The organism is Pectobacterium atrosepticum (assembly GCA_019056595.1).
Lineage (GTDB): Bacteria > Pseudomonadota > Gammaproteobacteria > Enterobacterales > Enterobacteriaceae > Pectobacterium > Pectobacterium atrosepticum.
The window spans coordinates 1,511,374-1,536,823 of the sequence record CP036163.1 but is presented as its reverse complement, the minus strand read 5'-3'; the positions used below and the strand labels follow the sequence as shown (position 1 = coordinate 1,536,823).

Here is a 25,450-nt window from a genome sequence, read left to right as displayed (position 1 = left end):
TGGGGAAGAACACTATAGTAGGCAGAAAAAATAAATGGTTACAGATACACAAAATGATTATTGTAATGGGTACAAAATGCATTAATCGTTAACTGTACTCATTGGCTGGCGGGGGAACTGTGTCCATCATCGACTCACAAGAAAGTACGCTCTATCAACAGCTCGCGGAAACCTTCGCAACGGCCATTCATCAAGGGACGTTAGCGCCGGGAAGCCGCTTGCCGTCGATTCGCCGTGTCGCCGGATCGCATCAGGTGAGTGTGAATACGGTGCTGAATGCCTGGCGTATTCTCGAAGATCGCGGTTTGATCGAAGCACGACCGCAGTCCGGCTATTTTGTCCGGGGGCGTCTGCCGTCGCTAACGGAAAGCAAGCCTCACCGTGCGCAGGTGATTGTGCCGGGCAGTGAAAAACTGGATCTGATTGATACCGTATTTGCTGCCCAGACTCACCCCGACTACACCAACATATCTCTGGCGTGCCCGCAGCATACCGATTTCTATCCTACCGAAAAGATCAGCCGTATTGCCGCGTCCTTGCTGCGGCGACAGCCTGAACTGATTGGTCGCTATGCGCTGCCGCCGGGCAGTGAACGGCTGCGGCGCGAAGTGGCGCGGCGAGCAATGGATTTGGGTATGACATTGACCCGCGAGGACATCACGATCACTCACGGCTGCATGGAAGCGCTGCAGCTGGCGCTACGCACGGTTACGCAGCCGGGCGACTGTGTGGGGTTGGAAACGCCAACCTATTTTTATCTCTTCCCTCTGCTAGCCAGTCTGGGCTTGAAAACGGTGGAGATTCCTACCGATCCGCAGCGTGGTCTCTCGCTGGATGCGCTGGAACTGCTGCTATCAGAAAATCGGTTACAGGCGATTATCGCCATGCCAAACGCACAGAATCCGTTAGGGTGTAGCATGACGCTGGCGGATAAAAAGCGGCTGGCAAAGCTGGTGAACGACTATCAGGTGCCGCTTATTGAGGATGGGCTATACAGCGAGCTTCAGTTTACCTGGCCGCTGTCGCCTACTGTCAAAGCCTTCGACCGCGAGGGGTGGGTCATTTACTGCTCTAGCTTCACGAAAACGCTGGCACCTGATTTTCGTATTGGCTGGATGGCGTCGGGGCGTTTTCGGGCACAGGTGGCACGGCTGAAAGCAGTATCGTCAATGGCGGAATCGGCGCTGCTATCGGAAACGCTGGCGCAGTTTCTGGAGTCCGGCGGTTACGATCACCATCTGCGCACGCTGCGTCGCCGCTATGCCGCGCAGATGGATGAGGCGCGTGGGCTGATTGCCCGACATTTTCCACAGGGTACACGTGCGACGCAGCCGCAGGGCGGGTTCGTCTTCTGGCTGGAATTACCGGGCGGTGTAGATGGGGTTGAGTTATTCCATCGTCTGCTGCAAGAGAAAATTTGCGTCACGCCCGGCGAACTCTACACGCTGAGCGGCCGCTGTAAGCACGCGCTTCGTCTGTCTTGCTGCTACCCGTTTGATGAACGCTACACGTATGCGCTTAAGCGCGCGGGTGCACTGGCGTGTGAAATGAGCGGTATCGGGCCGGGGAATGAAGGCTAACTGTAGGGTCTACTGAATCTGGTTTATGTGCAGACGACGGCGTCAGTGAGTGACGCCGTCGTATAGTAAATTCGCGTTTACAGACGCGAGAAGCAGATCTGTGCGGCTTCGATGGTGCGTTCAATGTCTTGTGGCGTATGCGCCAGCGACATGAAGCCTGCTTCAAAAGCAGACGGTGCGAGATAAATCCCTTCTTCCAGCATCATGTGGAAGAAACGCTTAAAGCGCTCGACGTCGCACTTCATCACATCCTGATAGCAGGTGACGCTCTCGGCATCGGTAAAGAACAGGCCGAACATGCCGCCCGCCTGATTAACCACTAGCGGAATGTTTTCGGCTTTCGCGGCAGCCAGCAGGCCATCGGCCAACTGATTGGTCAACGCGGTGAGTTTTTCATGTACGCCGGGTTTCGCCACTTCAGTCAAACAGGCAAAGCCTGCGGCCATGGCGATGGGGTTGCCAGACAGCGTTCCCGCCTGATAAACCGGTCCGGTCGGTGCCAGCGCTTGCATAACTTCACGCTTACCGCCGAATGCGCCGACTGGCATGCCGCCGCCGATGATTTTCCCCAGACAGGTTAGATCCGGTACTACGCCGTAGTGTGACTGTGCTCCTGCTAGCGCGACACGAAAGCCGGTCATGACTTCATCGATGATGAACAGAGCGCCAAACTCGTCACACAGGGCACGCAGGCCGGGCAGGAAATCTGGCAGCGGTGGAACGCAGTTCATGTTGCCCGCGACGGGTTCGACGATAATCGCGGCGATCTCGTCAGGGTATTGTTCAAACGTGGTGCGTACTGATGACAGATCGTTATAGACGCAGGTCAGTGTATGGCGAGCGAAATCGGCCGGAACGCCGGGAGAGTTAGGCTGGCCCAACGTTAGCGCACCGGAGCCGGCTTTTACCAGCAGACAGTCGGCGTGACCATGATAGCAGCCTTCAAATTTGATGATTTTATCGCGGCCCGTATAGCCACGCGCCAGACGGATCGCGCTCATGGTGGCTTCTGTACCGGAGTTGACCATCCGCACCATATCCATGCTAGGCACCAGCGAGGTGACCAGACGCGCCATCTGCACTTCCATTTCGGTGGGCGCGCCAAAACTCAGACCGCGTTCTGCGGCAGCAATGACTGCATCACGAATCGACGGGTGATTGTGACCCAGTACCATCGGACCCCACGATCCCACGTAATCAATGTACGCCTGTTCGTCGACGTCGTAGAGATAGGCTCCGTCTGCCCGTTCGATGAACAACGGCGTGCCGCCGACGCCGTTAAAGGCGCGGACAGGTGAATTCACCCCGCCGGGAATAAGTTGCTGTGCCGCAGCATACAGGCTTTCAGATTTGTTCATTACGCGGTCCTGACTGGTCTTGATCGTAAAATGTAGAGGTATTCTAATGAACTGACCGCCGTTATGAAATCGCTGTGCAGGTTTTCACTTGAAAACTTACGACATCATACCCACTGAGAGTACTGGCTGGGGGGAATATGAAGCGGCATAATGCGGCGATTATTTAGGGTATGGCTGTCAAATCTTGAACGTTTTCTAATCCTGCCGGATAATAAGCGTATGAATATGGGTCTATCACCTGATAAGCCCTGAGTTGGGAGTAAAAATATGAGCGACGATATAGCAGCACTGCCTCTGCAATTTACCGATGCGGCGGCAAGCAAGGTGAAAAACCTGATTGCTGATGAAGAGAACCCAGAGCTGAAACTGCGCGTGTACATCACGGGCGGCGGCTGTAGCGGTTTCCAGTATGGTTTTACCTTTGACGATCAAATCAACGACGGCGACATGACCATTGAGAAACAAGGCGTGGCGTTGGTGGTTGATCCGATGAGCTTGCAATATCTGGTTGGCGGTGCGGTAGATTATACCGAAGGGCTGGAAGGTTCCCGCTTCATCGTGACGAATCCGAATGCGAAATCTACCTGCGGCTGCGGTTCCTCTTTCAGCGTCTGATCTCGTATTGCGGTTATTCACCGACTAAAAAATAAAAACCGTGTCTTATTACCAAGACACGGTTTTTTTATATGCCCGTCATACTTCAAGCTGCTTGTGCGTTGGCTGCCCTTACTCACCCCAGTCACTTACCTGTGTAAGCTCCTGGGGATTCGCTCGGTTGCCGCCTTCATGCAACTCGAATTATTTAGGGCATAGTAACAAGCAACCTGTCATAAGAAGCGTTAATTAGAATAATGCGCCTTGTGTTTTACTGTGGTTACCATTCGACCGTAATCAAACGTGTTTCCATACCTTGCGTCGTTTTTGTCGCGGAGGATGAAAATTTTGCCTGATCGACCTGAATACGTGACTCAGTAATTTTAGGTTGAGGTACAGAGGCTACGTTACAGTTCATTTGATATTGACCGGATTGCGGCGTTACGCCACACGACGGTAATATCGTCAGTTGAGCGTTAATTTGCCCACCCTGACTCCCTGCATATGCCGTGCTACAGGCCGCCATTAGCAAGCCCGCATAAAGCAACGCATTTTTCATGTTTAAAGCTACCTGGTGTTAAAGGAACCGATACCGGTTCAAAATTTTCTAATTTCATTTATTACGAGTGGTAATCAACATCTTTATTGATGTCTATGATTCCATCGTTATGTTCAGATTATCGGCAAATTATGGCGAAATAAAAGTCTGCTAGTGTTACAACTTGTATACTAATAAAGCTATTGTTATCGAAATGGTTCTGTGGTGTTAATTAACAATCATTTTGCTGATGAAGGCGCGAGTTTTAATTCTGCTAATTGAGAACAAATTTGCTGTGCTGCCAAGAGCAAACGGGGGCCGCTGCGGCTAAACCAGTCCTCATTGACGGTAATAACCGGAACCGTTAATTGCGGCTGCCAAAACGCCTGCGTATTGGTAATTTTATCTGACGCACCGCCAATAATAATGGCCTGCGGCTGTCGTCTTAACACCTGTTCACGGCTTACCTGTGGCCAGGGCACAGTGCTGTCACTAAAGATATTTTCTGCGCCGCACAGTGAAACGATCTGGCTCTGTAGCGTCGCTTTTGAAGAGGTAAACAGAGGCTGAGTGCCGAATTGAATGAATACCCGCAATGGCGCTGTATGTGCCGCCTTATGCTTCTCATCCGCGTGCTGTAGTTCGCCTATTTGTTGCTGAAAATCTGTCGCGGCCCGTTCGGCTTGCTCAGGATGGCGGCTATATGTCGCCAACTGTCGCAATGACGCTGGAATATCGTCTAATGTTTTTGCATCCAGATAGACGATGGGAATCGAGAAATTAGCGAGCTGTTCCAGCGGTCGCTGCGGGTTACCCTCGCGCCAGGCCAGAATAAGATCGGGCTTGAGGGCGAGGATCCGCTCAAGGTTGATTCCCTGCCAGGAGGCAACCTGTTCCAGCTTTTTCGCTTCCGGCGGGTAATCTGACCAGGCGCTGACCGCAATCAGTTGTTCGCCCATGCCAGCAGCATAGGCCATTTCCGTCGCGTGTGGTGCGAGGCTGATAACACGCTGCGGAATGGCATAAGCGGCGGTGCAGAGCAGCAGCCCGGTCAGCCAGCAGAGGAACCTGAAGGTCATCGATTAGCGAGCAGCCAGCTTGGCCAGAATGGCTTCTACCATCCGCGTTGATTGCTGTGCAGCAACGCTTAGGAACTCATCAAAACTCAGGTGTGAGGCTTTATCGGCCACATCAGAAATTGCGCGCACCACTACAAACGGTGTGCCAAATTGATGGCAGACATGTGCGATCGCGGTAGCTTCCATTTCCACGGCAATTGCCTTCGGGAAGGTGGCACGAATGCGTGCTAACGGCTCTGCGCCGTTAATGAAGGCGTCGCCGCTAACAACCAGTCCGCGCACGGCGTTCAGTTGTAAATCGGCAATGGCTTCCTGCGCCAGCGCGATGAGCTTTTCATCGGCAGGGAAAGCGGCAGGGCAACCCGCCATCTGGCCGGGTTCATAGCCAAAGGCTGTGACGTCGGCATCGTGGTAGCGTACTTCATCAGAAATCACGATATCACCGACGTTCAATGTGGATGCCAGTCCGCCCGCGGAACCCGTGTTAATCACTACGTCCGGCTTGCTATGTTCCAGCAGCAGCGTGGTACCCAGTGCGGCGGAGACTTTACCGATACCGGATTTCAGCAAAGCGACTTCTACGCCGTTGATTTGTCCGGTGTAGATTTCGCAACCTGCACGCTGAAAGGTCTGACGGTTTTCAATCCGATCGCGTAACAGCGTTACTTCTTGTTCCATCGCGCCGATAATACCGACTTTCATAAGGTTCCCCGTAAATTCTGTTATAAATGGAAGATGTATACCTAATGCTGGCCACTGAAGTTCCATTTTAGCGGAAACACAGGGATGCCTCTCCCAGTGGTCGCACCGTGCATGTCGATCGTTAAATGACCAGTATTAGGTGTATATCGCGGGAGCTAGTCTATCATGGCTAGCGGGATGAGATGGAGTGTGCATTATTGTGCTGTAGCGGGATGACAGGGAGAACCGTATGTCTGATATCGATTTCGCCAAAAAAATGAGCTTTCAGCGGCATTTTAGCCGACCTAAAACGGCCGAGAGTGAATATGCGATTGTGCGTCAGTTTGAGAGCGATCGCGGTCGTATCATTAACTCCGCCGCCATTCGTCGCTTACAGCAAAAAACCCAGGTCTTTCCGCTGGAACGTAATGCGGCTGTCCGTTCCCGCCTGACTCACTCGATGGAAGTTCAGCAGGTTGGCCGCTACATCGCAAAAGAGATTTTGTACCGCCTGCAAGCCGATGAGCGATTGGCATCGCTCGGGCTGGCCGACAGAGAAACGCCGTTTGAAAGTCTGGTTGAAATGGCTTGCCTGATGCACGACATCGGCAATCCGCCGTTTGGCCATTTTGGCGAATCCGCGATTAATCAATGGTTCAGGAAATTACTGGATAGCCATTATCTGGACAATGAATCTCCGGAACGCGTTGATGATTGTAAAGTCCCTACGCTGCGTATGCAGCAGGATGGGCTGGACGATCTACGCGGGCAGATCCGGCAGGATCTGAGTCATTTTGAAGGCAATGCGCAGGCGATCCGACTGGTGCATACGTTGCTGAAGCTTAATCTGACCTACGGTCAGGTGGCCTGTATCCTGAAATATACCCGCCCCGCGTATTGGCACGGCGAGCTTCCGGCAGATTACAACTATTTGATGAAGAAGCCGGGTTATTATCTGTCAGAGGAAGCGTTTGTCGCCAGGCTGCGTGAAGAACTGGATATGGGCGAATTTCATCGCCACCCGCTGAGCTACATTATGGAAGCGGCCGATGATGTCTCGTACTGTATCGCGGATTTAGAAGATGCCGTTGAGAAAGATATCCTTACAATCGAAGAACTTTACGATCGTCTGCGTGAAAATTGGGGCGCAGGCGCAGAGAAAGACATCTTCGCCAAAACGATCGAACGTGCCTACAAAGAGCGTGAACGCTTTCAATGGCGCAGCCACGATGACCAATTCTTCATGAATCTCCGTGTTTATACCGTGGGGCAGATGGTGCCACATGCCGCGCTGCGTTTTATCGACAACCTGCCGGAAATCTATACCGGATCGTTCAATCAGGCGTTGCTTGAGGACGACAGCCCGCAGAATCGCCTGTTAGGCATTTTCAAGCATGTCGCCTTAAAGCACGTTTTTAATCACCATGAAGTTGAGCAACTGGAGCTACAGGGCGACCGTGTGATTCGCGGCCTGCTGGATATTTATAGCCCGCTGCTCGACATGCCTTATCAGGATTTCAGCCAGCTTGTCAGCGCTGATACGCATAAGCGTTATCCGATTGAAACGCGGCTTTATCACAAGTTATCCAGCAAGCATTGCCTGGCCTATCGTGAAGCGGTCACTGAGTTGGACGGCGTCGCTGAACCCGAGCGCATCATCCGTGAATATTATTATCGGGCGCGTCTGATTCAGGATTACATCAGCGGTATGACAGATTTGTACGCCTACGACGAATACCGCAAGCTGATGGCGGCGGATTAGTGATGAACAGGCTGCAACGGAAATCGCGAGTTTTGTAAAGCCGTTCAATATTTCCTTACGCTTCACGCTCTTCCCCTCGGGAACATTGTTGGTTCATATTTATCTCATACAGCACGACCACTGAGTGTACCCGGTGTCGGGTACACGGGCCGTAAGACTCGCGTGTTGATTACTATGAGACATACTCCTATGAAAAGAAAATCACTGGTTCTGAGTGCGCTGGCGTTAAGTCTGGCGATGGCGATGGGCTCCACTACGGCAAATGCGGCTGAGTCAGCGGCGTCTGCTGCGTCATCAGGTCAATTACCTAGTCTGGCCCCTATGCTGGAAAATGTTATGCCTTCCGTGGTGAGCATCTATGTGGAAGGGCATACCACCAATGCGGGTAAAGAAAGCAATGCAGGCAAAGAAGGTATACCGCCGCAGCTTCAGCCGTTTTTTGGTGAAAACTCGCCGTTCTGCCAAGAGGGATCGCCGTTCCAGTCGTCGCCGATGTGTCAGGGCGATAGTGACGACGATGACAGCGGCCAACCGCAACCAAAACAGGAAAACTTCCAGGCGCTGGGCGCGGGCGTAGTGATTAATGCGGAAAAAGGCTACGTGGTGACCAATAGTCACGTGGTGGATAACGCCGATAAAATTCAGATTCGACTCAGTGATGGCCGCAAGTATGACGGTAAAGTGCTAGGCAAAGACCCGCGTTCAGATATCGCGCTGGTGCAGTTGAAGGACTTTAAAAATCTGACGGCCATTAAGGTTGCGGATTCCGACCAACTGCGGGTCGGTGATTACACCGTAGCGATTGGTAACCCGTATGGCCTGGGGGAAACCGCGACATCGGGCATTGTGTCCGCGCTGGGACGCAGCGGCTTGAATATTGAAAACTACGAGAACTTTATTCAGACCGATGCGGCGATTAATCGGGGTAATTCCGGCGGGGCGCTGGTGAACCTGAATGGGGAATTGATTGGGCTGAATACCGCGATTCTTGCGCCAGACGGCGGCAATATCGGGATCGGTTTCGCTATCCCCAGCAATATGGTGAAAAGTGTCGTTGCACAGATTATCGAATTTGGCGAAGTGAAGCGCGGCGAACTGGGCATCACGGGTACGGAGTTGAATTCCGAACTGGCGCAGGCGATGAAGGTTGATGCACAGCGCGGCGCGTTTGTGAGTCAGGTGCGGCCGAAATCGGCAGCAGATGCGGCGGGCATAAAGGCGGGCGATGTGATCGTCACGCTGAATGGCAAGGCGGTTAGCAGTTTCTCCGCGCTGCGTGCGCAGGTCGGTTCGCTGCCGGTGGGCAGCAAAGTCGCTCTGGGGCTGCTGCGTGATGGCAAACCGCTGACGGTTGATGTGACGCTGCAACAGAGCAATCAGGCTCAGGTGGCTTCCGGTAATCTCTACTCCGGCATTGAAGGTGCTGAACTGAGTAATACTCAGATTGACGATAAAAAAGGCGTTAAGGTGGATAACGTTAAACCCGGTTCCGCGGCGGCTAAAGTGGGGCTGAAGAAGGACGATATTATTCTCGGCGTTAACCAACAGGTGGTTCAGAATATCGGCGAATTGCGTAAAATTCTGGACAGCAAACCGGCAGTCTTGGCGTTGAACGTTCGTCGAGGTGACAGCACGATTTATCTGCTGGCTCAGTAATCGAAATGTTCAGCGTGTAAGTTAATAATTACCTTTTAAGACAAACTATTACGTTGATTTTCTGGCCGGGTACTCAGTTGCCCGGCTATTTCTCGCTTCTCCATGAAAGTGCTTTTGTGAGTTCTTCCACAGATTTAACCTAATTCCCATTTCTTTGTTAATTTGCACAATGTGTGGCGCGCCATGTGGCGGTATGCTGGTGCAATTGTCAATGTTCCTCTCAGAGGTAAAAATGGCGTCGTATCATCTCAATGCCAAGATGGCACAGGATATTGTCTCGCGGACTATGCAGATCATTGATAGCAATATCAACGTGATGGATGCTCGCGGTAAGATTATCGGCAGTGGCGATCAGGAACGATTGGGGGAACTGCACGAAGGGGCGCTGCTGGCACTCTCGCAGGGGCGGGTTGTCGATATTGATGACGCTGTGGCGCGCCACCTGCATGGCGTGCGTCCGGGCATTAATTTACCCCTGCGCATCGACGGTGAAATCGTCGGTGTTATCGGTCTTACGGGGAATCCTAGCCAGTTACGCCAATACGGCGAGCTTGTCTGTATGACAGCGGAAATGATGCTGGAGCAGGCGAGGCTGTTGCATATGCTGGCACAGGACAGCCGTCTGCGGGAAGAGCTCGTGTTGAACCTGGTCCGTACCGACGATCTGTCCCCTGCTCTCATGGAGTGGGCGCAGCGTTTAGGTATCGATATGAATAAACCCCGTGTTGCAGCGGTGATCGAAGTGGACAGCGGGCAGCTTGGCGTAGATTCGGCAATGGCAGAGCTACAGCAGTTGCAGACGCTGCTGACTACGCCAGAGCGTGACAACCTGATCGCTATCGTTTCCCTGACGGAAATGGTGGTACTAAAACCGGCGCTGAATAGCCATGGGCGTTGGGATGCGGAAGAACATCGCAGACGCGTGGATACGCTAATGTCGCGGATGGCGGAAAGCAGTCGGCTGCGGGTGCGGCTGGCGCTGGGGAACTATTTTGCTGGCCCCGGCAGTATCGCGCGTTCTTACCGTACGGCGCGCACGACAATGAGCGTAGGCAAGCAGCGAATGCCCGCACAGCGTTGTTATTACTATCAGGATCTGATGTTGCCTGTGCTGTTGGACAGCCTGCGTGGTGGATGGCAGGCAAACGAACTGGTGCGTCCGCTCTCGAAGCTCAAGGCAATGGATGGCAATGGTCTGTTGCGCCGGACGCTAGGTGCCTGGTTCCGTAATAACGTGCAACCCGGTGCGACGGCAAAAGCGCTGTTTATTCACCGCAATACGCTAGAGTATCGCCTTAATCGTATCTCTGAACTGACGGGCTTGGATTTGGGGAATTTTGACGATCGTCTGCTGCTGTATGTAGCCTTGCAACTGGATGAAGAAGAGTAGGGCAGAAGAAAAACGGCTTTACGTCCACCGTTACTCCATCTGAATTTCTACCGTGTTCCCCTGATGCTGGTTGGCATCAGGGCTACCCCTCTAGGTCTTCAGTCGTAACAACATTACTTAGACTGAAAACTATGACATAACCATTAACAATATAACGCTATAGCATAAATTATCGCGAAACAATATTTTTGCCCCTTCCTTATATCCACTATTGTCACTCCCATGTTGTCAGCCTGATAGCCGCATCAACGGCGTCAATCGATCGCATTCATCATTATTTCATCTAAATACTTTCAAGCATTAAGGTTAGGGAGTGAGAATGTCAATACGTCGTCTGGGGTTATCTGTTGCTACGGCAGCGCTGTTGTTCTCTGGTGTGGCCTCGGCGGCTACCGAATTATTAAACGTGTCTTACGATCCGACGCGTGAGCTGTATCAGCAATACAATTCAGCGTTTATTAAGCATTGGAAAGCGACCACGGGTGAAGATATCACTATCAAAAACTCGCACGGTGGTTCTGGAAAGCAGGCGCGTTCGGTCATTGATGGCTTGCAGGCTGATGTGGTTACGCTGGCGCTGGCGGGTGACATTGACGCATTAAACCTGAACCAACCACTGATCGATCCTAAGTGGCAGGCGCGTTTGCCTGATAACAGCACCCCTTACACTTCCACCATCGTTTTTCTGGTGCGTAAAGGTAATCCGAAGCAAATCAAAGACTGGAACGATCTGGTGAAACCGGGCGTTGAAGTGATCACGCCAAACCCGAAAACGTCCGGTGGAGCACGTTGGAACTTCCTCGCTGCATGGGCTTATGCCAAAGCGCAACCGGGCGGCAATGAAGAAACCGCACTGAAATTTGTCACCGAATTGTATCGTCACGCTCCAGTACTGGATACCGGTGCGCGTGGCGCGACCATTAGCTTTGTACAACGTCAGCTGGGCGATGTGCTGCTGGCATGGGAAAACGAAGCTTACCTGTCTCTGAAAGAGCAGGGCGGCGATCAGCTTGAGATCGTCACGCCGTCCTTGTCGATTTTGGCCGAACCGCCAGTCGCTGTTGTCGACAAAGTGGTCGAGCGCAAAGGGACGCAGAAACAGGCTGAAGCTTATCTGCAATACCTCTATAGCGACGAAGCACAACGTATTATCGGTAAAAACTTCTACCGTCCACGTAACGCTAAGATTGCCGAAGAGTTTAAAGATCAGTTTGCACCGGTGAACCTGGTTACGATCGATAAGGATTTCGGCGGCTGGAAAGCGGCACAGGACAAATTCTTTAACGATGGCGGCGTGTTCGACAAAATCTTTAAAGAGATCAATAAGTAAATTTATAACGTCTGACGGATTAAGGCCGCTATTACCCTAGCGGCTTTTTTCAGGTTAAAAAGGCAGAGGAACTGCCACCTGAAACGTACTGTCAGGTAGCGCGCGTCGGCAAGCAGTTGTTGGCTGGATAGTGAGTATGAAAATTAAAGGCACGGTATGTCACAGCGTTCTCCCTCAGTGATTCCCGGTTTCGGGCTAACGTTAGGGTTTAGCCTGAGCTATTTAGGATTAGTTGTCCTCATTCCATTGGCAGGAATGTTTTTGTATGCAAGCCAATTAACGTTCGGCCAGTTTTGGGATCTGATCACCAGCCGTCAGGTGCTTTTTTCTCTTCGGCTTTCGTTTGGTACGGCACTGGCAGCCGCTTTTATTAACGGCATTCTTGGGACGCTGCTGGCGTGGGTGCTCGTTCGCTATACTTTCCCCGGCCGTAAAGTGATCGACGCCATGATCGACATGCCCTTTGCGCTGCCAACCGCCGTGGCGGGGATTGCTCTGACAGCGTTGTATGCGCCGAATGGCCTGATTGGTTCGCTGTTTCCGTTCAAAATTGCCTATACCAGCATTGGTATCACGCTGGCGCTGATCTTCGTCACGCTGCCTTTCGTGGTCAGAACGGTGCAACCGGTGTTAGCTGATATTCCCAAAGAAGTGGAAGAGGCGGCCGCCTGCCTTGGCGCACGTCCGCTTCAGGTTTTCCGCCATGTATTACTTCCCGCGCTGTTACCCGCATGGCTAACTGGTTTTGCTTTGGCCTTTGCCCGCGGCGTAGGGGAATACGGTTCTGTGGTGTTTATCGCGGGAAATATCCCCTTTAAAACGGAAATCCTGCCGCTGCTGATTGTCTCCAAGCTCGATCAGTATGACTACAAGGGGGCAACCGGGATCGGCGTGTTCATGCTGCTGGTTTCTTTCATTATGCTGCTGCTGATTAACGTGTTGCAGCGTCGCATTCAACCGAAACTGTAAGGGCTGGTCGTTATGGAACAGGTTATTTCCGCTCAGGCCAGTGCGGCTAAAAGAAAAAAACAGCCCGCAGCCTATTACATTCTAGTTTCACTGGCGTGGGTCGTCTTTTTCCTGATTCTGGTGCTGCCGCTGATGATGGTAGTGACTCAGGGTCTGGATAAAGGTGTTGGCGCATTTTGGGACGCGATTAGCGAACCGGATGCGATCTCTGCGCTTAAGCTGACGTTACTCGCGACTGTCATTTCCGTGCCGTTAAACGTCGTGTTCGGACTGGCGACGGCGTGGTGTGTGACGAAATTCGAATTTCGTGGCAAGAGTTTTCTGCTGGCGCTGATCGATTTGCCATTTTCAGTATCACCCGTTGTTGCGGGGCTGGTGTATGTGCTGCTGTTTGGGGCGCAAAGCAAAATTCATCCCTTCCTGCTCGAACACGATCTGCAAATTGTTTACGCCGTGCCGGGTATTGTTCTGGCGACGATTTTCGTGACATTGCCTTACGTTGCCCGTGAGCTGATTCCGCTGATGGAAGAGCAGGGCTCGCAGGAAGAGGAAGCTGCACGGTTGCTGGGGGCGAACGGCTGGCAAATGTTCTGGCACATTACGCTGCCGAATGTGAAGTGGGCACTGATTTACGGCGTGGTGCTGTGTACCGCGCGCGCGATGGGGGAATTTGGCGCAGTTTCCGTCATTTCTGGCCATATTCGCGGCCTGACTAACACACTGCCGCTGCATATCGAAATTCTTTATAACGAGTACAACATCGTTGCTGCCTTCAGCGTGGCGATTCTGCTGCTGATGATGTCGCTGGTGGTACTGTTATTGCGCCAGTGGAGCGAAGAGCGATTGACGAAGCAAATACAGAAACAACAGGAGTTGGCCAAAAATGAGCATTGAGATTCGCAATATTAATAAACAATTTGGCCAGTTTCGGGCGCTGAACGAGATTAATTTGTCGATCCACAGCGGCGAGCTGGTGGCGCTGCTGGGGCCATCGGGCTGTGGTAAGACGACGTTGCTACGTATTATCGCCGGGCTGGAGCAACCGGATAGCGGCAGTATTATCTTTCACGGTCAGGATGTGTCCGTCCACGATGTGCGTAAACGCAATGTGGGATTTGTATTCCAGCACTATGCGCTGTTCCGCCACATGACGGTGTTCGATAACGTCGCGTTTGGGTTGCGAATGAAGCCGAAAAATATCCGCCCGTCAAAGAGTGATATCGAAAAGAAAGTGCATGAATTGCTGAATCTGGTGCAATTGGACTGGCTAGGGGATCGCTATCCTGAACAGCTTTCCGGCGGCCAGCGTCAGCGTATTGCGCTGGCACGTGCGTTGATTGTTGAACCGAGCATTCTGCTGTTGGATGAACCTTTTGGGGCACTGGATGCCAAGGTACGTAAAGAGCTGCGTCGCTGGTTATCTCAGTTGCATGAAGATATCGATCTGACATCGGTATTTGTGACACACGATCAGGAAGAGGCGATGGAAGTGGCCGACCGTATCGTGCTGATGAATAAAGGCGTAATTGAGCAAATTGGTACGCCTGCGGAAGTGTATAACCATCCTGCCAGCGAATTTGTTTATCATTTCCTTGGCGATAGTAACCGGCTGAAAGTAGCGCAAACGGAAGAAACCATTCTGTTCCGTCCGCATGAAGTGTCGTTGTCTGTTCAAGCTCAGGATGGCTATCAGGCGGTGACGGTTCGCGATATTCGCCCGCTAGGAGCTTTGACGCGCCTGTCGTTGAAATTGGGTGAGCAGTCAGAGCTAATTGAAGCCGAAGTTGCAAAAGACGATGTGAGTCTGGAAGGGTTGCAGAAAGGTGACGTTATTCAGTTCAAGCCTAAGCGCTATAATCACGATTGGGAAATCTGATCGGTAGAGCATCGAAATAAAAAACCCGCGAAATTCGCGGGTTTTTGCTTTTGTCATCAATACTTGCCGGATAGCGAGGATTAACGATAAGCGGGGTTAGAGGCAACAGAGTAACGGCCGCTGCCAACCAACATGATGATAATGCCAGCAAAGAAATAGAGTGCTTCTACTTCCAGTGCCCATGCGCCGACATTGGTCAGCGTGAAGAATTTACCGGTGCCCACCATTAGCGTAGCGACAACCAGCGTCAGCGCGGCGATCAGGCCAGAAATACGGGTAAACACGCCCAGAATAATCAGAATCGGCGCAACCACTTCACCTACATAAACGCCATAAGCGATGAAACTTGGCAGGCCTGCGCCTTGCAGCATCTGTACGATCCAGCCTACGCCGTGCTCAACTTTTGCTACGCCGTGAAACAGCAGCAGAATACCCACGGTTAAACGCAGTAAAAGTTTACCTGCATCGGGGTGATCGGTTAAACGCGTGAACCACTGATTCAACTGAGAAATCATACTAAACAACCTCATGAGTAAGCGAAAAGTGCTATTGGATATAAGGCGGCAGTGTCGTCGATTTAGCGCCTGAATAGAAAACAAATAAATTTGATATTTTCTGTCAAAAAATTAGGTGAAGCGTGTCAACGCGGATAAGCATAGCACCGCAATTGTGGCGGTCTAATGATGGATGAGAATAACGCAATAACAATATGTTATGAAAAGCGTCTACAACCTGAACGGCTGAAGGTCAGGGAACGCGGTTTGGGGCTTACCACGGATGCGGTAGGCCCCTTTTCATAACCGGTTTATGCTTCGCCAAGCAGTGCTTTTTTAGCGGCCTTAAGAAAGTCGTCCGATAAGGGATCGCCAGCTGTTGCGCGCGCTAAGGTTAGTGCGCCGGACAGCAGTGCGAATTGCGCCAGAGCATGTAGCCTACGCTGTTCTTTATCTTCTATCGCTGAGAGGGACTCCAGCCTGTCGAGCATGGCTCTGACGCCGCTGAGATAAACCTCACGTACTGGCTTGCCTTCACTTTCCCTAGCGATGTCGCTGGCTAACGCGGTGATCGCGCAGCCATCTTTGGCGCCATCACGGTGGTTGGGGGAGAGATAATGTTCTACCAGCGTTTGCAGGTCATGATGATTTGGCTGACGGCTTATTTCTTGCCAGCGGGAACCCGAATCTTCAAACGCTTTACGGCTGGCGATAGCGGCAAGTTCATCTTTAGAAGCAAAATGACCATAAAAGCCTCCGTGGGTTAATCCAGCCGCGGCCATCAAGTCGTTCACGCTGACGCCGTTCAGGCCTCGTTCACGAAAGAGCTGTGAAGAAACTTGGATAATTTCCTCTCGGTTACGCTCCATCTGCTGTTTTGATACACGGGCCATTTTGTTCTCCTTTCTCTGTCAGGCATCATCTTAGAGTATGAAAAAACCAGACTCAATAGATGATGCCTTTCATCAATAGTCAGATCAGGCTCGTGGTGGCCACGGCGTAATGATATGAGCGCTGTCGCCTCCCAGAGCCCGTGGCAATGTCCCCGCGATCTGATCGTGCGGCGTTCCCAGCGAAATAGCACTGACTTCATCCAGTCGCGCGACCTGATCTTCGCTTAACGTCACATCTAATGCGAGTAGCGTATCATCCAACTGCGCCAGAGTGCGGGAACCCAGAATGGGGATCAGGCTGGTGCTGGAGCGTGCGGATTTATATCTTAACCAAGCGATTGCAATCTGTATTGGCATGACGTTTACGTCGTTTGCAATGCGAAATACCTCATCCAGCAAGGTCGTGTCTTGCTCGGTGTGCACTAATCTTCCGCCAAAACCGATCAGACGACCTTCTTTACTTTGACGGTATTTTCCCGTTAGCAGGCCGCCACCCAGAGGAGACCAAAGCGTTGCTGCTAACCCCATTGCTTCTGCCATCGGCAGCAGTTCTCGTTCTGCTGTGCGCTGCACCAGACTGTATTCCACCTGAATACCGGCAATTCGCGACCAGCCGCGCAGTTCCGCCATGGTGTCCGCTCGGGCAATACGCCAGGCTGGGAAATTAGAGAAGCCTGCGTACTGGATTTTCCCTGCTCGAATGAGATCGTCAAATGCGCGAACAACCTCTTCAAGCGGGGTTAATTGGTCATCAAAGTGCGCCCACAGCACATCAATACGATCGGTTTGTAGTCGCTTAAGGCTGTTTTCTACCGATGAGATCATATTTTTACGGCTATTGCCGGTTCGTGAAATTCCGGCATCCGGCATGGCGCTTAAGGTGTATTTCGTCGCTACGACAAAATGATCGCGGTCTGCGGCAATGAATTCTCCGACCATCTGCTCAGATTGGCCGAATTGATAAGCATCTGCCGTATCGATAAAGTTGCCGCCAGCATTGGCATAACGATCAAATACCTGTTTAGCCTGTTCTTTTTCAGAACCGTAGCCCCAACCAGTGCCAAAATTTCCTGTTCCGAGAGCCAGTTCAGAGACGCGTAAGCCCGTATTACGTCCAAAAGTTGTGTATTTCATACCGTTTACCTTACATTTAAATGTTGATTGACATTTATTATATATGTCATACATCATCTATAAGTGCAAGAAGGATGGCGTTCTCTTTACGAGAGGTCATGCTAATAGCAGTTGCTTAACTGCATGAATTGCGTTTTTAATCAATGTTCAACGTCGCTATGGCGTTAAACCTTAAAAGGAAATATCCATGTCTGACGATATTCTGTTTAGTCCCTTCACGGTGAAAGGGTTAACCCTTCCCAATCGCATCGTTATGGCACCCATGACGCGAAGTATGGCGGAAGAGGGGATTCCCGGCCCGGCGAATGCGGAATATTACCGGCGCCGTGCTGAAGGGGGCGTAGGACTGATTCTGACAGAGGGGACGGTGGTCGATCGTCCCGCTTCGCGCAACATGCCAGGGATTCCATTTTTCCATGGTGAGGCAGCGCTGGCAGGTTGGGATGCGGTGGCTAAAGCGGTTCATGCCGCTGGTGGTCGTATTGGCCCACAAATTTGGCATACGGGATCAACGCACGGTCGCGGCTGGGAACCTGATGCCCCCGTTGAGAGCCCTTCTGGGCTGGTTGGGCCGGATGAGCCTCGTGGTGTGGTGATGACGGAAGAAGATATTGCCGATACTGTGGCGGCTTTCGCCCGTGCAGCAGCTGATGCCAAACGGCTGGGTTTTGACACGCTGGAGCTGCATGGTGCACATGGCTACCTGATCGATCAATTCTTCTGGCCGGGTACGAATAAGCGTTCAGATGCCTTCGGTGGAGCAACGATCCGTGAGCGTTCCCACTTTGCCGCAGAGGTTATCCGCGCGGTCCGCGCCGCTGTTGGTGAAGATTTCCCGCTGATCCTGCGCGTGAGTCAGTGGAAACAGCAAGATTACAGCGCACGGCTTGCCACCTCCCCACAGGAGATGACGGACTGGCTGGCACCGCTGGTTGAGGCTGGTGTGGATATTCTCCACTGTTCCCAGCGCCGTTTCTGGGATCCGGAGTTCCCTGAGGTTGATGGGGCTGAAGGACTGAACTTCGCTGGTTGGGCGAAGAAGCTAACAGGTGCGGCGACAATCAGCGTTGGCTCGGTGGGGTTGACCTCGGATTTCTTTGCTGCGTTTGGTGGCGAAGGTTCTGGTACGGCGGCGCTGGACAATCTGTATGCGCGGATGGAGCGGGAAGAGTTTGATTTGATCGCTGTCGGCCGAGTATTGCTCTCTGATGCGCAATGGGTGCAAAAAGTGCGTACTGGACAGACTGATAAATTACGCGGTTTTGATGCAGCGGATTTAGCCGTGCTGGCGTGACGTTTGGGTGCCGTGGCCGATGAGGTCGCGGTACTTCAATTGTGTATTGGAAAGGTTAATGCGGAGCAACTGAATGCAGGTTATTCGCCTACACGACACGTGCAACAAGTAATTTTGGGTGTAGTTACTTCAGGTAGGAATTACTTTGCGGAAGTGGTGGGTCGTGCAGGATTCGAACCTGCGACCAATTGATTAAAAGTCAACTGCTCTACCGACTGAGCTAACGACCCGCAGAAGTGGTGGGTGATGACGGGATCGAACCGCCGACCCCCTCCTTGTAAGGGAGGTGCTCTCCCAGCTGAGCTAATCACCCACTTCTGTACTACGTTTACTTCTTGGTTTACTTCAACTTCTAGTAAGAAGACCAGCTGGTGTGAGATTGGTGGGTGATGACGGGATCGAACCGCCGACCCCCTCCTTGTAAGGGAGGTGCTCTCCCAGCTGAGCTAATCACCCAATCTCAAATCTTCTTACTCTACACAGCGAGATACTCTTAATTAAAATCAGTAAAGAGTGGTGGGTGATGACGGGATCGAACCGCCGACCCCCTCCTTGTAAGGGAGGTGCTCTCCCAGCTGAGCTAATCACCCCCGCTGTGTGGAGTCGCATTATAGGGATCCTTGAATATGAGTCAACGCTTTTTAAAACTAAAATGATTGTTCGTTGCAAAATTAGGCAAGGCGTCGTATTTATCGTCGTTGGCGCGTTATCCTTGCACAATTCAGTCAGCTACCTTGTCATTTCCGCCAGAATAAAAGCACGTGCGTCATGTTACGGCGTTGAGGAATCGAAGCAGAGTGATAGAATGTTACTCACTTTTGTTCTCTGAGCTTATGTCGGCCTATGTCGACAGCCGTTGCGTAATAAGGCTGTAATCCCAAATGAAAATCAAAACCCGTTTCGCCCCTAGTCCTACTGGCTATCTTCACGTCGGCGGCGCTCGTACCGCACTGTACTCTTGGCTGTTTGCTCGTCATCAGGATGGCGAGTTCGTGCTGCGTATTGAAGATACCGATCTGGAGCGTTCAACTCAGGACGCGATTGATGCCATTATGGATGGTATGAACTGGCTGAGCCTGAACTGGGATGAAGGCCCGTACTACCAGACTAAACGTTTTGACCGTTACAACGCCGTCATCGATCAGATGTTGGAAAATGGTACCGCATATAAGTGCTACTGTTCGAAAGAACGTCTGGAAGCGTTGCGCGAGCAGCAGATGGAAAAGGGTGATAAGCCCCGCTACGACGGGCATTGCCGTGGTTCTCACGAGCATCATGCTGATAATGAACCGCACGTTGTCCGTTTCCTTAACCCGCAGGAAGGCTCTGTCATCTTCAATGACCGCATTCGCGGGCCAATCGAATTCAGCAATCAGGAACTCGACGACCTGATCATCCGCCGTACTGACGGTTCACCGACCTACAACTTCTGTGTCGTTATCGATGATTGGGATATGGAAATTACGCACGTTATTCGTGGTGAAGACCATATCAACAACACGCCGCGTCAGATCAACATCCTGAAAGCGCTGGGTGCACCGGTACCGGAATATGCGCATGTGTCGATGATTCTGGGCGATGACGGTAAGAAATTGTCCAAGCGTCACGGTGCTGTCGGTGTGATGCAATACCGCGATGATGGCTATCTGCCGGAAGCACTGCTGAACTATCTGGTGCGTTTAGGCTGGTCATCTGGCGATCAGGAAATCTTCTCTATCGATGAGATGAAGTCTCTGTTCTCACTGGATGCCGTCAATAAATCCGCGAGCGCTTTCAATACTGAGAAACTGCAATGGTTGAACCATCACTATATTAACCATCTGCCAGCAGAATACGTGGCAACGCATCTGTCATGGCATATTGAGCAGGCTGGGCTTGATACACGCACCGGCCCGCAATTGAGCGAACTGGTCGGCCTGTTGGGCGAACGTTGTAAGACGCTGAAAGAAATGGCGGACTCTTGCCGTTATTTCTATGAAGATTTTGCTGAGTTTGATGCGGATGCCGCGAAGAAACATCTGCGTCCGGTTGCGCGTCAGCCGCTTGAGCTGGTACGTGAAAAACTTGCAGCGATTACTAGCTGGACGGCAGAGAACATCCACCACGCCATTCAGGGTACGGCGGACGAGCTGGGTCAGGGTATGGGCAAGGTTGGTATGCCGCTACGCGTTGCAGTAACGGGCGCTGGCCAGTCTCCGGGCGTTGACGTTACCGTACACGCGATTGGTCAACAGCGTTCGTTGGCGCGGATTGATAAAGCGCTGGCGTTCATTGCTGAGCGTGAAACCCAACAGTAATTGCTATCGTGTGAATGTATACAAAACGAACCCCGGCCGGAATGCCGGGGTTTTTTATTATATGGTATGAGCATTATTGACCAGCGATGGCAACGGCTTTACCGATGGCATCGGGAATCACGTCACCATGGCCCTTTCCTGGGAACAGAATAAAGTCCGCTTTTGTACCTTGTTCATTGAGCTGTGCGGCCAGAGTTGTTGCTCTTTCCACCATTTTTCTTTGACTGAGCCTTTCTGCCCGTTTTTCATCAACGGGTTTACCCGCCTGCGTTTTGACAGGTTCATCTTCATTTGCCCCTACTGTGATGGTAATGGACAGCGGCGGTGTAGCGAGCAACGGTGTTCTTGCCGGAATAACAACGCCATTTCCCCACCAGATAGACGGACTTGCAGCAACATAACGCTGGAAAGACTCGGTGTGGTTAAAAAGCGTATAGAGCGTGAACAGACCGCCGAAAGAGTGCCCGGCAAATGTTTGTTTTTGTTTATTGACGGCGTAGTTCGCTTCAACCCAGGGTTTTACCGTGGATTGCAGGAATTGATAAAACGTCTCGGCTTCACCGCCTGTGGCAAAATCTGGGTCGGTGAGCGTTGTTGGCGGTGTGTAGTCGCGTGTTCTGGCGGGAACATCGTATGGCTTATCGATCGGATAACCGATAGCGACAATCAGCGGAGCCGCGCCATTTTTCTCGTTATAGCTGTTTATGGCAACAGGAAACTGAGCATTGCCGTCCAGCATATACAGAACCGGATAGCCGCCTTCTGGTGCGGGTTGGCGGGGAAGCGCGATGAAAAGCCGATAGGCATGTTTTGCATCGCTTTGCACCTCAACGTGCCTGATCTCAAATTGAGCTTTTGCTTGTTCGGTAATATCAGGAATGGTTGGCTGTGCCCGAACGGGCAACATGCCAGAGGCAGATATCATCAGAGAAAATACAATCATAGGAAAATAGCGCATGTGCTGGGTGCTTAATAGAAGACAGAAGTGTAACGTGAATCGATGATAATAAATCGCGTTATCGTTGGCAGCTTTTTTTGTGCTTGTGATGATATTACACCGAAATTTGCCGCCTGTTTTTTCTTACCTTTGGCGTCTTTTTCAGCGGTTGATCGGATAACCGGATTTAGCCGTTGACACTGTTAATCGGGTTTCATATTATGCGACGCGTTCGTACGGTACTTGCCTTCGCGGTGATGCTGTAAGATACGGGGCTATAGCTCAGCTGGGAGAGCGCTTGCATGGCATGCAAGAGGTCAGCGGTTCGATCCCGCTTAGCTCCACCAAACACTCCCTCTGTTTGGTTAATTATCACGAACATTCCACACGTTGTGGGGCTATAGCTCAGCTGGGAGAGCGCTTGCATGGCATGCAAGAGGTCAGCGGTTCGATCCCGCTTAGCTCCACCAAATCACCGCACTACTCCTTAGTTATCTCTTTTTCTCGATGAATACGTATTCAATCAACCTTGTTCATTTGCTTAATACTCTTGTAAACGATTTTCTATAAACGATAGTTGGCTGCCCCGCGCTTTGAAGGCAACCAAACCGTTACCGCTTAGGCCTCTTCTGGGAGCCTTGGCGTCCAGTCTATTGCCGACAAACCTTGCTGTTCCAGAAGCTGGTTAGCTTGTGAAAAATGCTTGCAGCCCAAGAAACCACGATGTGCAGACAGTGGGGAAGGGTGCGGCGATTTCAGAACATGGTGACGCTGTGGGTCAATGATGTTGCCTTTTTTCTGTGCATGCGATCCCCACAAGAGAAAGACTAGACCTTCCCGTTGTTCATTCAATGCCGCAATAACGCGGTCAGTAAAGGTTTCCCAGCCCAGATTGGCATGCGAGTGCGCTTGCCCGGCTTCAACGGTCAATACCGTGTTTAGCAGTAAAACCCCTTGCTCCGCCCAGCTTTGCAGAAAACCGTGTCGTGGAATTTCAAATCCAGGGATGTCGCTCGCCAGTTCTTTATAAATATTGCCCAGAGAAGGCGGAGCGGGGACGCCCGGACGTACAGAAAATGACAGCCCGTGTGCTTGATTCGGGCCGTGATAAGGGTCTTGCCCCAGAATGACGACTTTGACCTGATGCAGCTCAGTGAAGCGGAACGCATTAAAAACATCTTTCTGCGGAGGATAGATCGTCTTACCCGCAGACCGTTCCTTCCCAACGAATTCAAGGGTATTGATGAAGTAAGACTGCTGCTTTTCTTGTGCCAGTACGTCATGCCAGGTGAGAGAGGTCGCCATCATGCACTCTTTTTTTACAGGTTGAATGGTGTTGTGGGTAGCTTACCGATCTATCGTGTTGAGGTAAAACCGTAACCGTTGTTGTCGGGATGAAAGAGGCTTTTTTTCGAAAAAAAATTGAAAATTTACAAAAATATTTGCAATTTAGCGTGTTGGTAAAATTGATATAAAACAATATATTGCCCTAGCGCTGCTAAGTTGTGGGGGTTTAAAATTGATTTAAGTCAAAGATATCTGGTTATCAGACTGGTATATAAGAGAGTAGAGACGCAGAGTTTTATACGATCGTTACGACGTTTGGTAGTTTTTTGCCGATAGCGATTTTAACTAAATCAGTTTTTAACTACATCAGTTTTTAACTACGTCAATTTTCAATTAAGACGATAACACACCGTTTACGGAGGCAATTATGGTTACTGGTATTCAAATCACCAAGGCTAACGACAGCGCGCTGATCAATTCCTTCTGGTTGCTGGATGAAGAAAAATCACAGGCGCGTTGCGTATGTGCTAAATCTGGTTATAGCGAAGATCAAATCGTTCCGATGAGCGATCTGGGTCAGATCGAGTATCGTGAAATCCCACTGGAAATCAAACCTGAAGTGCGTGTGGAAGGTGGTCAACACCTGAACGTAAACGTTCTGCGCCGTGAGACGCTGGAAGATGCCGTTAAGCACCCGGAAAACTATCCGCAGCTGACTATCCGCGTATCTGGCTACGCTGTTCGTTTCAACTCACTGACGCCGGAACAACAGCGCGACGTTATCGCTCGTACTTTTACCGCAAGCCTGTAAGTTGTTACTTAAGCCTTAATAGAAAGGGAGCCGAAGCTCCCTTTTTTATATCTATGCTTTAAAGGAATTTTATTCAGCGGACGGTTCGTCAGTTTTCTGCGTTGCTTGACGACGCTTACCAACATTTTTACTGTCGCGATCGCGAACCTTCACTTTAACTTTTTCTTTTTCCTTCTCTTTTTTCTCTTTCCGCTTCGCGAGCACTTTTTTCGACGGTTTGCCCGTGGTTTTGGCGCTTGGCGCTTTGGTCTCTGGGCGAAGTTCCTCAATGACGCGCGGTTTTAGCGGCTCATTCAAGTAGCGGCTGATTTTTCCCAGCAGCAGGTGATCGTGTGCTTCAACGAAAGAGATGGCACAGCCTTTACGACCCGCGCGGCCAGTGCGGCCGATACGGTGAAGGTAAGTATCTGCTGTGCGCGGCAAGTCGAAGTTAAATACGTGGCTGACATCGTCAATATCGATGCCACGCGCGGCGATATCTGTTGCCACCAGCACGTTAACCCGACCGTCGCTCATGCGTTTGATTGCCTCGTTGCGCTTGGCTTGCACCATTTCGCCTTCGAGATAGCATGAGTTAATGCCAGCTTCATGCAGCCAGGATACGAGCTCATGCACCCGCTCACGCTTGCGCACAAAGATGATAGAACGCGTAACATCTGGCTGTTTTAACTGATGGCAGAGCAGGGTCGTTTTGTGTTTGAGATCGTCGGCACGGTAATACCATTGCAGAATTTTTTTACGTTCCCGACGTGATGGATCGGACTCGATTTCAACGGGTTCGTTGAGCAGACGCTCGGCGAAATCCTTGATCGCGTTTCCTTCCAACGTCGCAGAAAACAGCAGCGTTTGCTTGCGCCAGCGGGTTTCTCCGGCGATGTGTTCAATATCCTGGGCGAAGCCCATATCCAGCATTCTGTCCGCTTCGTCCAGAATCAGCGTTTCTACCGCGCGGCAATCGAAGTTTTCTTCTTTGATGTATTGCATCAGACGGCCCGTCGTCGCGACGACGACATCCTGATTTTCACTGAACACTTCCGCATGATTCATGTAGGCCACGCCGCCAGTGATTGTCGCGATATCCAGATGCGTATGCGCCGCGAATGCTCGCGCTTGATCCGCCACCTGCATGGCGAGTTCACGGGTCGGCGTGAGGATCAGAACACGAGGTGGACCTGATTTTTTACGAGGAAAATCGATAAGATGCTGCAAAACCGGCAGCAGATAAGCGGCGGTTTTACCTGTTCCTGTTGGCGCGGAGCCCAGTACGTCACGGCCTTCCATCGCCGGAGGGATTGCCTCGGCTTGAATCGCAGTCGGACGTTCATAACCCATATCACGCAGGGCGTCTAACAGGCTTTCATCAAGATCGAGCTCGGAAAAATTGGTTACAGTCATGGTCTACCTCTATTTGGGGCGCCGATTATAGACGGATTGGCCGGTTTCTTCACCTGTTTAAGCAGACATCGGCACTTTTCCTGCATTGATGTTTC

22 protein-coding genes and 6 tRNA genes are annotated in these 25,450 nt (G+C 51.5%); 14 read left to right on the top strand and 14 right to left on the bottom strand.

Features of this window, described 5'->3' with window-relative positions; all coding sequences use genetic code 11:
- Positions 1-119 precede the first annotated feature (119 nt).
- Positions 120-1,580, top strand: a complete 1,461-nt coding sequence (locus DCX48_07545; GenBank protein QXE14380.1) for a PLP-dependent aminotransferase family protein — start codon at positions 120-122, stop codon at positions 1,578-1,580.
- Positions 1,581-1,657: 77 nt separating this feature from the next.
- Here DCX48_07545 and DCX48_07540 read toward each other — a convergent pair whose 3' ends face one another.
- Positions 1,658-2,938: a glutamate-1-semialdehyde 2,1-aminomutase gene (locus DCX48_07540; protein ID QXE14379.1), complete on the bottom strand. Its 1,281-nt coding sequence runs from the start codon at positions 2,936-2,938 to the stop codon at positions 1,658-1,660.
- 267 nt (positions 2,939-3,205) lie between these two features.
- Here DCX48_07540 and erpA point away from each other — a divergent pair, with 267 nt between their 5' ends.
- On the top strand, positions 3,206-3,553 hold the full coding sequence (gene erpA, locus DCX48_07535; GenBank protein QXE14378.1) for an iron-sulfur cluster insertion protein ErpA: 348 nt from the start codon (positions 3,206-3,208) through the stop codon (positions 3,551-3,553).
- Between the two features lie 259 nt (positions 3,554-3,812).
- Here erpA and DCX48_07530 read toward each other — a convergent pair whose 3' ends face one another.
- The 3 genes from DCX48_07530 to mtnN all read right to left on the bottom strand — a co-directional run bounded on the left by DCX48_07530 (position 3,813) and on the right by mtnN (position 5,851).
- Positions 3,813-4,091, bottom strand: coding sequence for a hypothetical protein (locus DCX48_07530; protein QXE14377.1), 279 nt, complete (start codon positions 4,089-4,091; stop codon positions 3,813-3,815).
- A gap of 218 nt (positions 4,092-4,309) precedes the next feature.
- On the bottom strand, positions 4,310-5,149 hold the full coding sequence (gene btuF, locus DCX48_07525) for a vitamin B12 ABC transporter substrate-binding protein BtuF (GenBank protein QXE14376.1): 840 nt from the start codon (positions 5,147-5,149) through the stop codon (positions 4,310-4,312).
- A 3-nt stretch (positions 5,150-5,152) separates the two neighbouring features.
- A complete protein-coding gene (mtnN, locus tag DCX48_07520) occupies positions 5,153-5,851 on the bottom strand; it encodes a 5'-methylthioadenosine/S-adenosylhomocysteine nucleosidase (GenBank protein QXE14375.1) in 699 nt (232 codons plus the stop codon).
- 229 nt (positions 5,852-6,080) lie between these two features.
- Here mtnN and DCX48_07515 point away from each other — a divergent pair, with 229 nt between their 5' ends.
- The 7 genes from DCX48_07515 to DCX48_07485 all read left to right on the top strand — a co-directional run bounded on the left by DCX48_07515 (position 6,081) and on the right by DCX48_07485 (position 14,813).
- A complete protein-coding gene (locus tag DCX48_07515) occupies positions 6,081-7,592 on the top strand; it encodes a dGTPase (GenBank protein ID QXE14374.1) in 1,512 nt (503 codons plus the stop codon).
- A 189-nt stretch (positions 7,593-7,781) separates the two neighbouring features.
- On the top strand, positions 7,782-9,248 hold the full coding sequence (degP, locus tag DCX48_07510) for a serine endoprotease DegP (GenBank protein QXE14373.1): 1,467 nt from the start codon (positions 7,782-7,784) through the stop codon (positions 9,246-9,248).
- Positions 9,249-9,480: 232 nt separating this feature from the next.
- Positions 9,481-10,638 (top strand): CdaR family transcriptional regulator, encoded by a 1,158-nt coding sequence (locus DCX48_07505; GenBank protein QXE14372.1) that lies wholly within the window; start codon positions 9,481-9,483, stop codon positions 10,636-10,638.
- Positions 10,639-10,957: 319 nt separating this feature from the next.
- On the top strand, positions 10,958-11,968 hold the full coding sequence (locus DCX48_07500) for a sulfate ABC transporter substrate-binding protein (protein QXE14371.1): 1,011 nt from the start codon (positions 10,958-10,960) through the stop codon (positions 11,966-11,968).
- Between the two features lie 156 nt (positions 11,969-12,124).
- Positions 12,125-12,937: a sulfate ABC transporter permease subunit CysT gene (cysT, locus tag DCX48_07495; protein ID QXE14370.1), complete on the top strand. Its 813-nt coding sequence runs from the start codon at positions 12,125-12,127 to the stop codon at positions 12,935-12,937.
- Positions 12,938-12,949: 12 nt separating this feature from the next.
- The gene (gene cysW, locus DCX48_07490) at positions 12,950-13,831 is read left to right on the top strand and encodes a sulfate ABC transporter permease subunit CysW (protein ID QXE14369.1); all 882 of its coding nucleotides are present in this window, start codon (positions 12,950-12,952) and stop codon (positions 13,829-13,831) included.
- Positions 13,821-14,813 carry a sulfate ABC transporter ATP-binding protein gene (locus DCX48_07485; protein ID QXE14368.1) on the top strand — a complete coding sequence of 331 codons (993 nt, stop codon included), beginning with the start codon at positions 13,821-13,823 and terminating at the stop codon, positions 14,811-14,813. Before cysW ends, DCX48_07485 begins: the two co-directional genes overlap by 11 nt.
- Before the next feature lie 80 nt (positions 14,814-14,893).
- Here DCX48_07485 and DCX48_07480 read toward each other — a convergent pair whose 3' ends face one another.
- From DCX48_07480 to DCX48_07470, 3 genes are all read right to left on the bottom strand, one after another.
- Positions 14,894-15,328 carry a DoxX family protein gene (locus tag DCX48_07480; GenBank protein QXE14367.1) on the bottom strand — a complete coding sequence of 145 codons (435 nt, stop codon included), beginning with the start codon at positions 15,326-15,328 and terminating at the stop codon, positions 14,894-14,896.
- Between the two features lie 290 nt (positions 15,329-15,618).
- On the bottom strand, positions 15,619-16,200 hold the full coding sequence (locus tag DCX48_07475) for a TetR family transcriptional regulator (GenBank protein ID QXE14366.1): 582 nt from the start codon (positions 16,198-16,200) through the stop codon (positions 15,619-15,621).
- Positions 16,201-16,284: 84 nt separating this feature from the next.
- Positions 16,285-17,334 carry an aldo/keto reductase gene (locus tag DCX48_07470; GenBank protein QXE14365.1) on the bottom strand — a complete coding sequence of 350 codons (1,050 nt, stop codon included), beginning with the start codon at positions 17,332-17,334 and terminating at the stop codon, positions 16,285-16,287.
- A gap of 187 nt (positions 17,335-17,521) precedes the next feature.
- On the opposite strand from DCX48_07470, the gene DCX48_07465 reads away from it, so the two are divergent.
- The gene (locus DCX48_07465; protein QXE14364.1) at positions 17,522-18,628 is read left to right on the top strand and encodes an NADH:flavin oxidoreductase; all 1,107 of its coding nucleotides are present in this window, start codon (positions 17,522-17,524) and stop codon (positions 18,626-18,628) included.
- Positions 18,629-18,782: 154 nt separating this feature from the next.
- Here DCX48_07465 and DCX48_07460 read toward each other — a convergent pair.
- The 4 genes from DCX48_07460 to DCX48_07445 form a co-directional block, all read right to left on the bottom strand.
- A tRNA-Lys gene (locus DCX48_07460) sits at positions 18,783-18,858 on the bottom strand.
- Positions 18,859-18,865: 7 nt separating this feature from the next.
- A tRNA-Val gene (locus tag DCX48_07455) sits at positions 18,866-18,941 on the bottom strand.
- A 67-nt stretch (positions 18,942-19,008) separates the two neighbouring features.
- Positions 19,009-19,084 (bottom strand) — tRNA-Val (locus tag DCX48_07450).
- A 58-nt stretch (positions 19,085-19,142) separates the two neighbouring features.
- Positions 19,143-19,218: transfer RNA gene (locus DCX48_07445), tRNA-Val, on the bottom strand.
- Positions 19,219-19,509: 291 nt separating this feature from the next.
- On the opposite strand from DCX48_07445, the gene DCX48_07440 reads away from it, so the two are divergent.
- Positions 19,510-20,925 (top strand): glutamate--tRNA ligase, encoded by a 1,416-nt coding sequence (locus tag DCX48_07440; protein QXE14363.1) that lies wholly within the window; start codon positions 19,510-19,512, stop codon positions 20,923-20,925.
- Positions 20,926-20,998: 73 nt separating this feature from the next.
- Here DCX48_07440 and DCX48_07435 read toward each other — a convergent pair whose 3' ends face one another.
- Positions 20,999-21,883 carry an alpha/beta hydrolase gene (locus tag DCX48_07435; GenBank protein ID QXE14362.1) on the bottom strand — a complete coding sequence of 295 codons (885 nt, stop codon included), beginning with the start codon at positions 21,881-21,883 and terminating at the stop codon, positions 20,999-21,001.
- Between the two features lie 250 nt (positions 21,884-22,133).
- On the opposite strand from DCX48_07435, the gene DCX48_07430 reads away from it, so the two are divergent.
- Positions 22,134-22,209: transfer RNA gene (locus DCX48_07430), tRNA-Ala, on the top strand.
- Positions 22,210-22,256: 47 nt separating this feature from the next.
- Positions 22,257-22,332 (top strand) — tRNA-Ala (locus DCX48_07425).
- 148 nt (positions 22,333-22,480) lie between these two features.
- Here DCX48_07425 and DCX48_07420 read toward each other — a convergent pair.
- A complete protein-coding gene (locus DCX48_07420) occupies positions 22,481-23,167 on the bottom strand; it encodes a uracil-DNA glycosylase (GenBank protein ID QXE17177.1) in 687 nt (228 codons plus the stop codon).
- A 409-nt stretch (positions 23,168-23,576) separates the two neighbouring features.
- On the opposite strand from DCX48_07420, the gene grcA reads away from it, so the two are divergent.
- Positions 23,577-23,960, top strand: a complete 384-nt coding sequence (gene grcA, locus DCX48_07415; GenBank protein ID QXE14361.1) for an autonomous glycyl radical cofactor GrcA — start codon at positions 23,577-23,579, stop codon at positions 23,958-23,960.
- A 69-nt stretch (positions 23,961-24,029) separates the two neighbouring features.
- Here grcA and srmB read toward each other — a convergent pair whose 3' ends face one another.
- Positions 24,030-25,355, bottom strand: coding sequence for an ATP-dependent RNA helicase SrmB (gene srmB, locus DCX48_07410; GenBank protein ID QXE14360.1), 1,326 nt, complete (start codon positions 25,353-25,355; stop codon positions 24,030-24,032).
- Between the last annotated feature and the right edge of the window lie 95 nt (positions 25,356-25,450).

What these genes read in the sequence shown, in the direction of transcription:
- DCX48_07540 (QXE14379.1), bottom strand. Translation starts at nt 2,938, where the DNA reads ATGAACAAATCTGAAAGCCTGTATGCTGCGGCACAGCAACTTATTCCC.
- erpA (QXE14378.1), top strand. Translation starts at nt 3,206, where the DNA reads ATGAGCGACGATATAGCAGCACTGCCTCTGCAATTTACCGATGCGGCG.
- DCX48_07530 (QXE14377.1), bottom strand. Translation starts at nt 4,091, where the DNA reads ATGAAAAATGCGTTGCTTTATGCGGGCTTGCTAATGGCGGCCTGTAGC.
- btuF (QXE14376.1), bottom strand. Translation starts at nt 5,149, where the DNA reads ATGACCTTCAGGTTCCTCTGCTGGCTGACCGGGCTGCTGCTCTGCACC.
- mtnN (QXE14375.1), bottom strand. Translation starts at nt 5,851, where the DNA reads ATGAAAGTCGGTATTATCGGCGCGATGGAACAAGAAGTAACGCTGTTA.
- DCX48_07515 (QXE14374.1), top strand. Translation starts at nt 6,081, where the DNA reads ATGTCTGATATCGATTTCGCCAAAAAAATGAGCTTTCAGCGGCATTTT.
- degP (QXE14373.1), top strand. Translation starts at nt 7,782, where the DNA reads ATGAAAAGAAAATCACTGGTTCTGAGTGCGCTGGCGTTAAGTCTGGCG.
- DCX48_07505 (QXE14372.1), top strand. Translation starts at nt 9,481, where the DNA reads ATGGCGTCGTATCATCTCAATGCCAAGATGGCACAGGATATTGTCTCG.
- DCX48_07500 (QXE14371.1), top strand. Translation starts at nt 10,958, where the DNA reads ATGTCAATACGTCGTCTGGGGTTATCTGTTGCTACGGCAGCGCTGTTG.
- cysT (QXE14370.1), top strand. Translation starts at nt 12,125, where the DNA reads ATGTCACAGCGTTCTCCCTCAGTGATTCCCGGTTTCGGGCTAACGTTA.
- cysW (QXE14369.1), top strand. Translation starts at nt 12,950, where the DNA reads ATGGAACAGGTTATTTCCGCTCAGGCCAGTGCGGCTAAAAGAAAAAAA.
- DCX48_07485 (QXE14368.1), top strand. Translation starts at nt 13,821, where the DNA reads ATGAGCATTGAGATTCGCAATATTAATAAACAATTTGGCCAGTTTCGG.
- DCX48_07480 (QXE14367.1), bottom strand. Translation starts at nt 15,328, where the DNA reads ATGATTTCTCAGTTGAATCAGTGGTTCACGCGTTTAACCGATCACCCC.
- DCX48_07475 (QXE14366.1), bottom strand. Translation starts at nt 16,200, where the DNA reads ATGGCCCGTGTATCAAAACAGCAGATGGAGCGTAACCGAGAGGAAATT.
- DCX48_07470 (QXE14365.1), bottom strand. Translation starts at nt 17,334, where the DNA reads ATGAAATACACAACTTTTGGACGTAATACGGGCTTACGCGTCTCTGAA.
- DCX48_07465 (QXE14364.1), top strand. Translation starts at nt 17,522, where the DNA reads ATGTCTGACGATATTCTGTTTAGTCCCTTCACGGTGAAAGGGTTAACC.
- DCX48_07440 (QXE14363.1), top strand. Translation starts at nt 19,510, where the DNA reads ATGAAAATCAAAACCCGTTTCGCCCCTAGTCCTACTGGCTATCTTCAC.
- DCX48_07435 (QXE14362.1), bottom strand. Translation starts at nt 21,883, where the DNA reads ATGCGCTATTTTCCTATGATTGTATTTTCTCTGATGATATCTGCCTCT.
- DCX48_07420 (QXE17177.1), bottom strand. Translation starts at nt 23,167, where the DNA reads ATGGCGACCTCTCTCACCTGGCATGACGTACTGGCACAAGAAAAGCAG.
- grcA (QXE14361.1), top strand. Translation starts at nt 23,577, where the DNA reads ATGGTTACTGGTATTCAAATCACCAAGGCTAACGACAGCGCGCTGATC.
- srmB (QXE14360.1), bottom strand. Translation starts at nt 25,355, where the DNA reads ATGACTGTAACCAATTTTTCCGAGCTCGATCTTGATGAAAGCCTGTTA.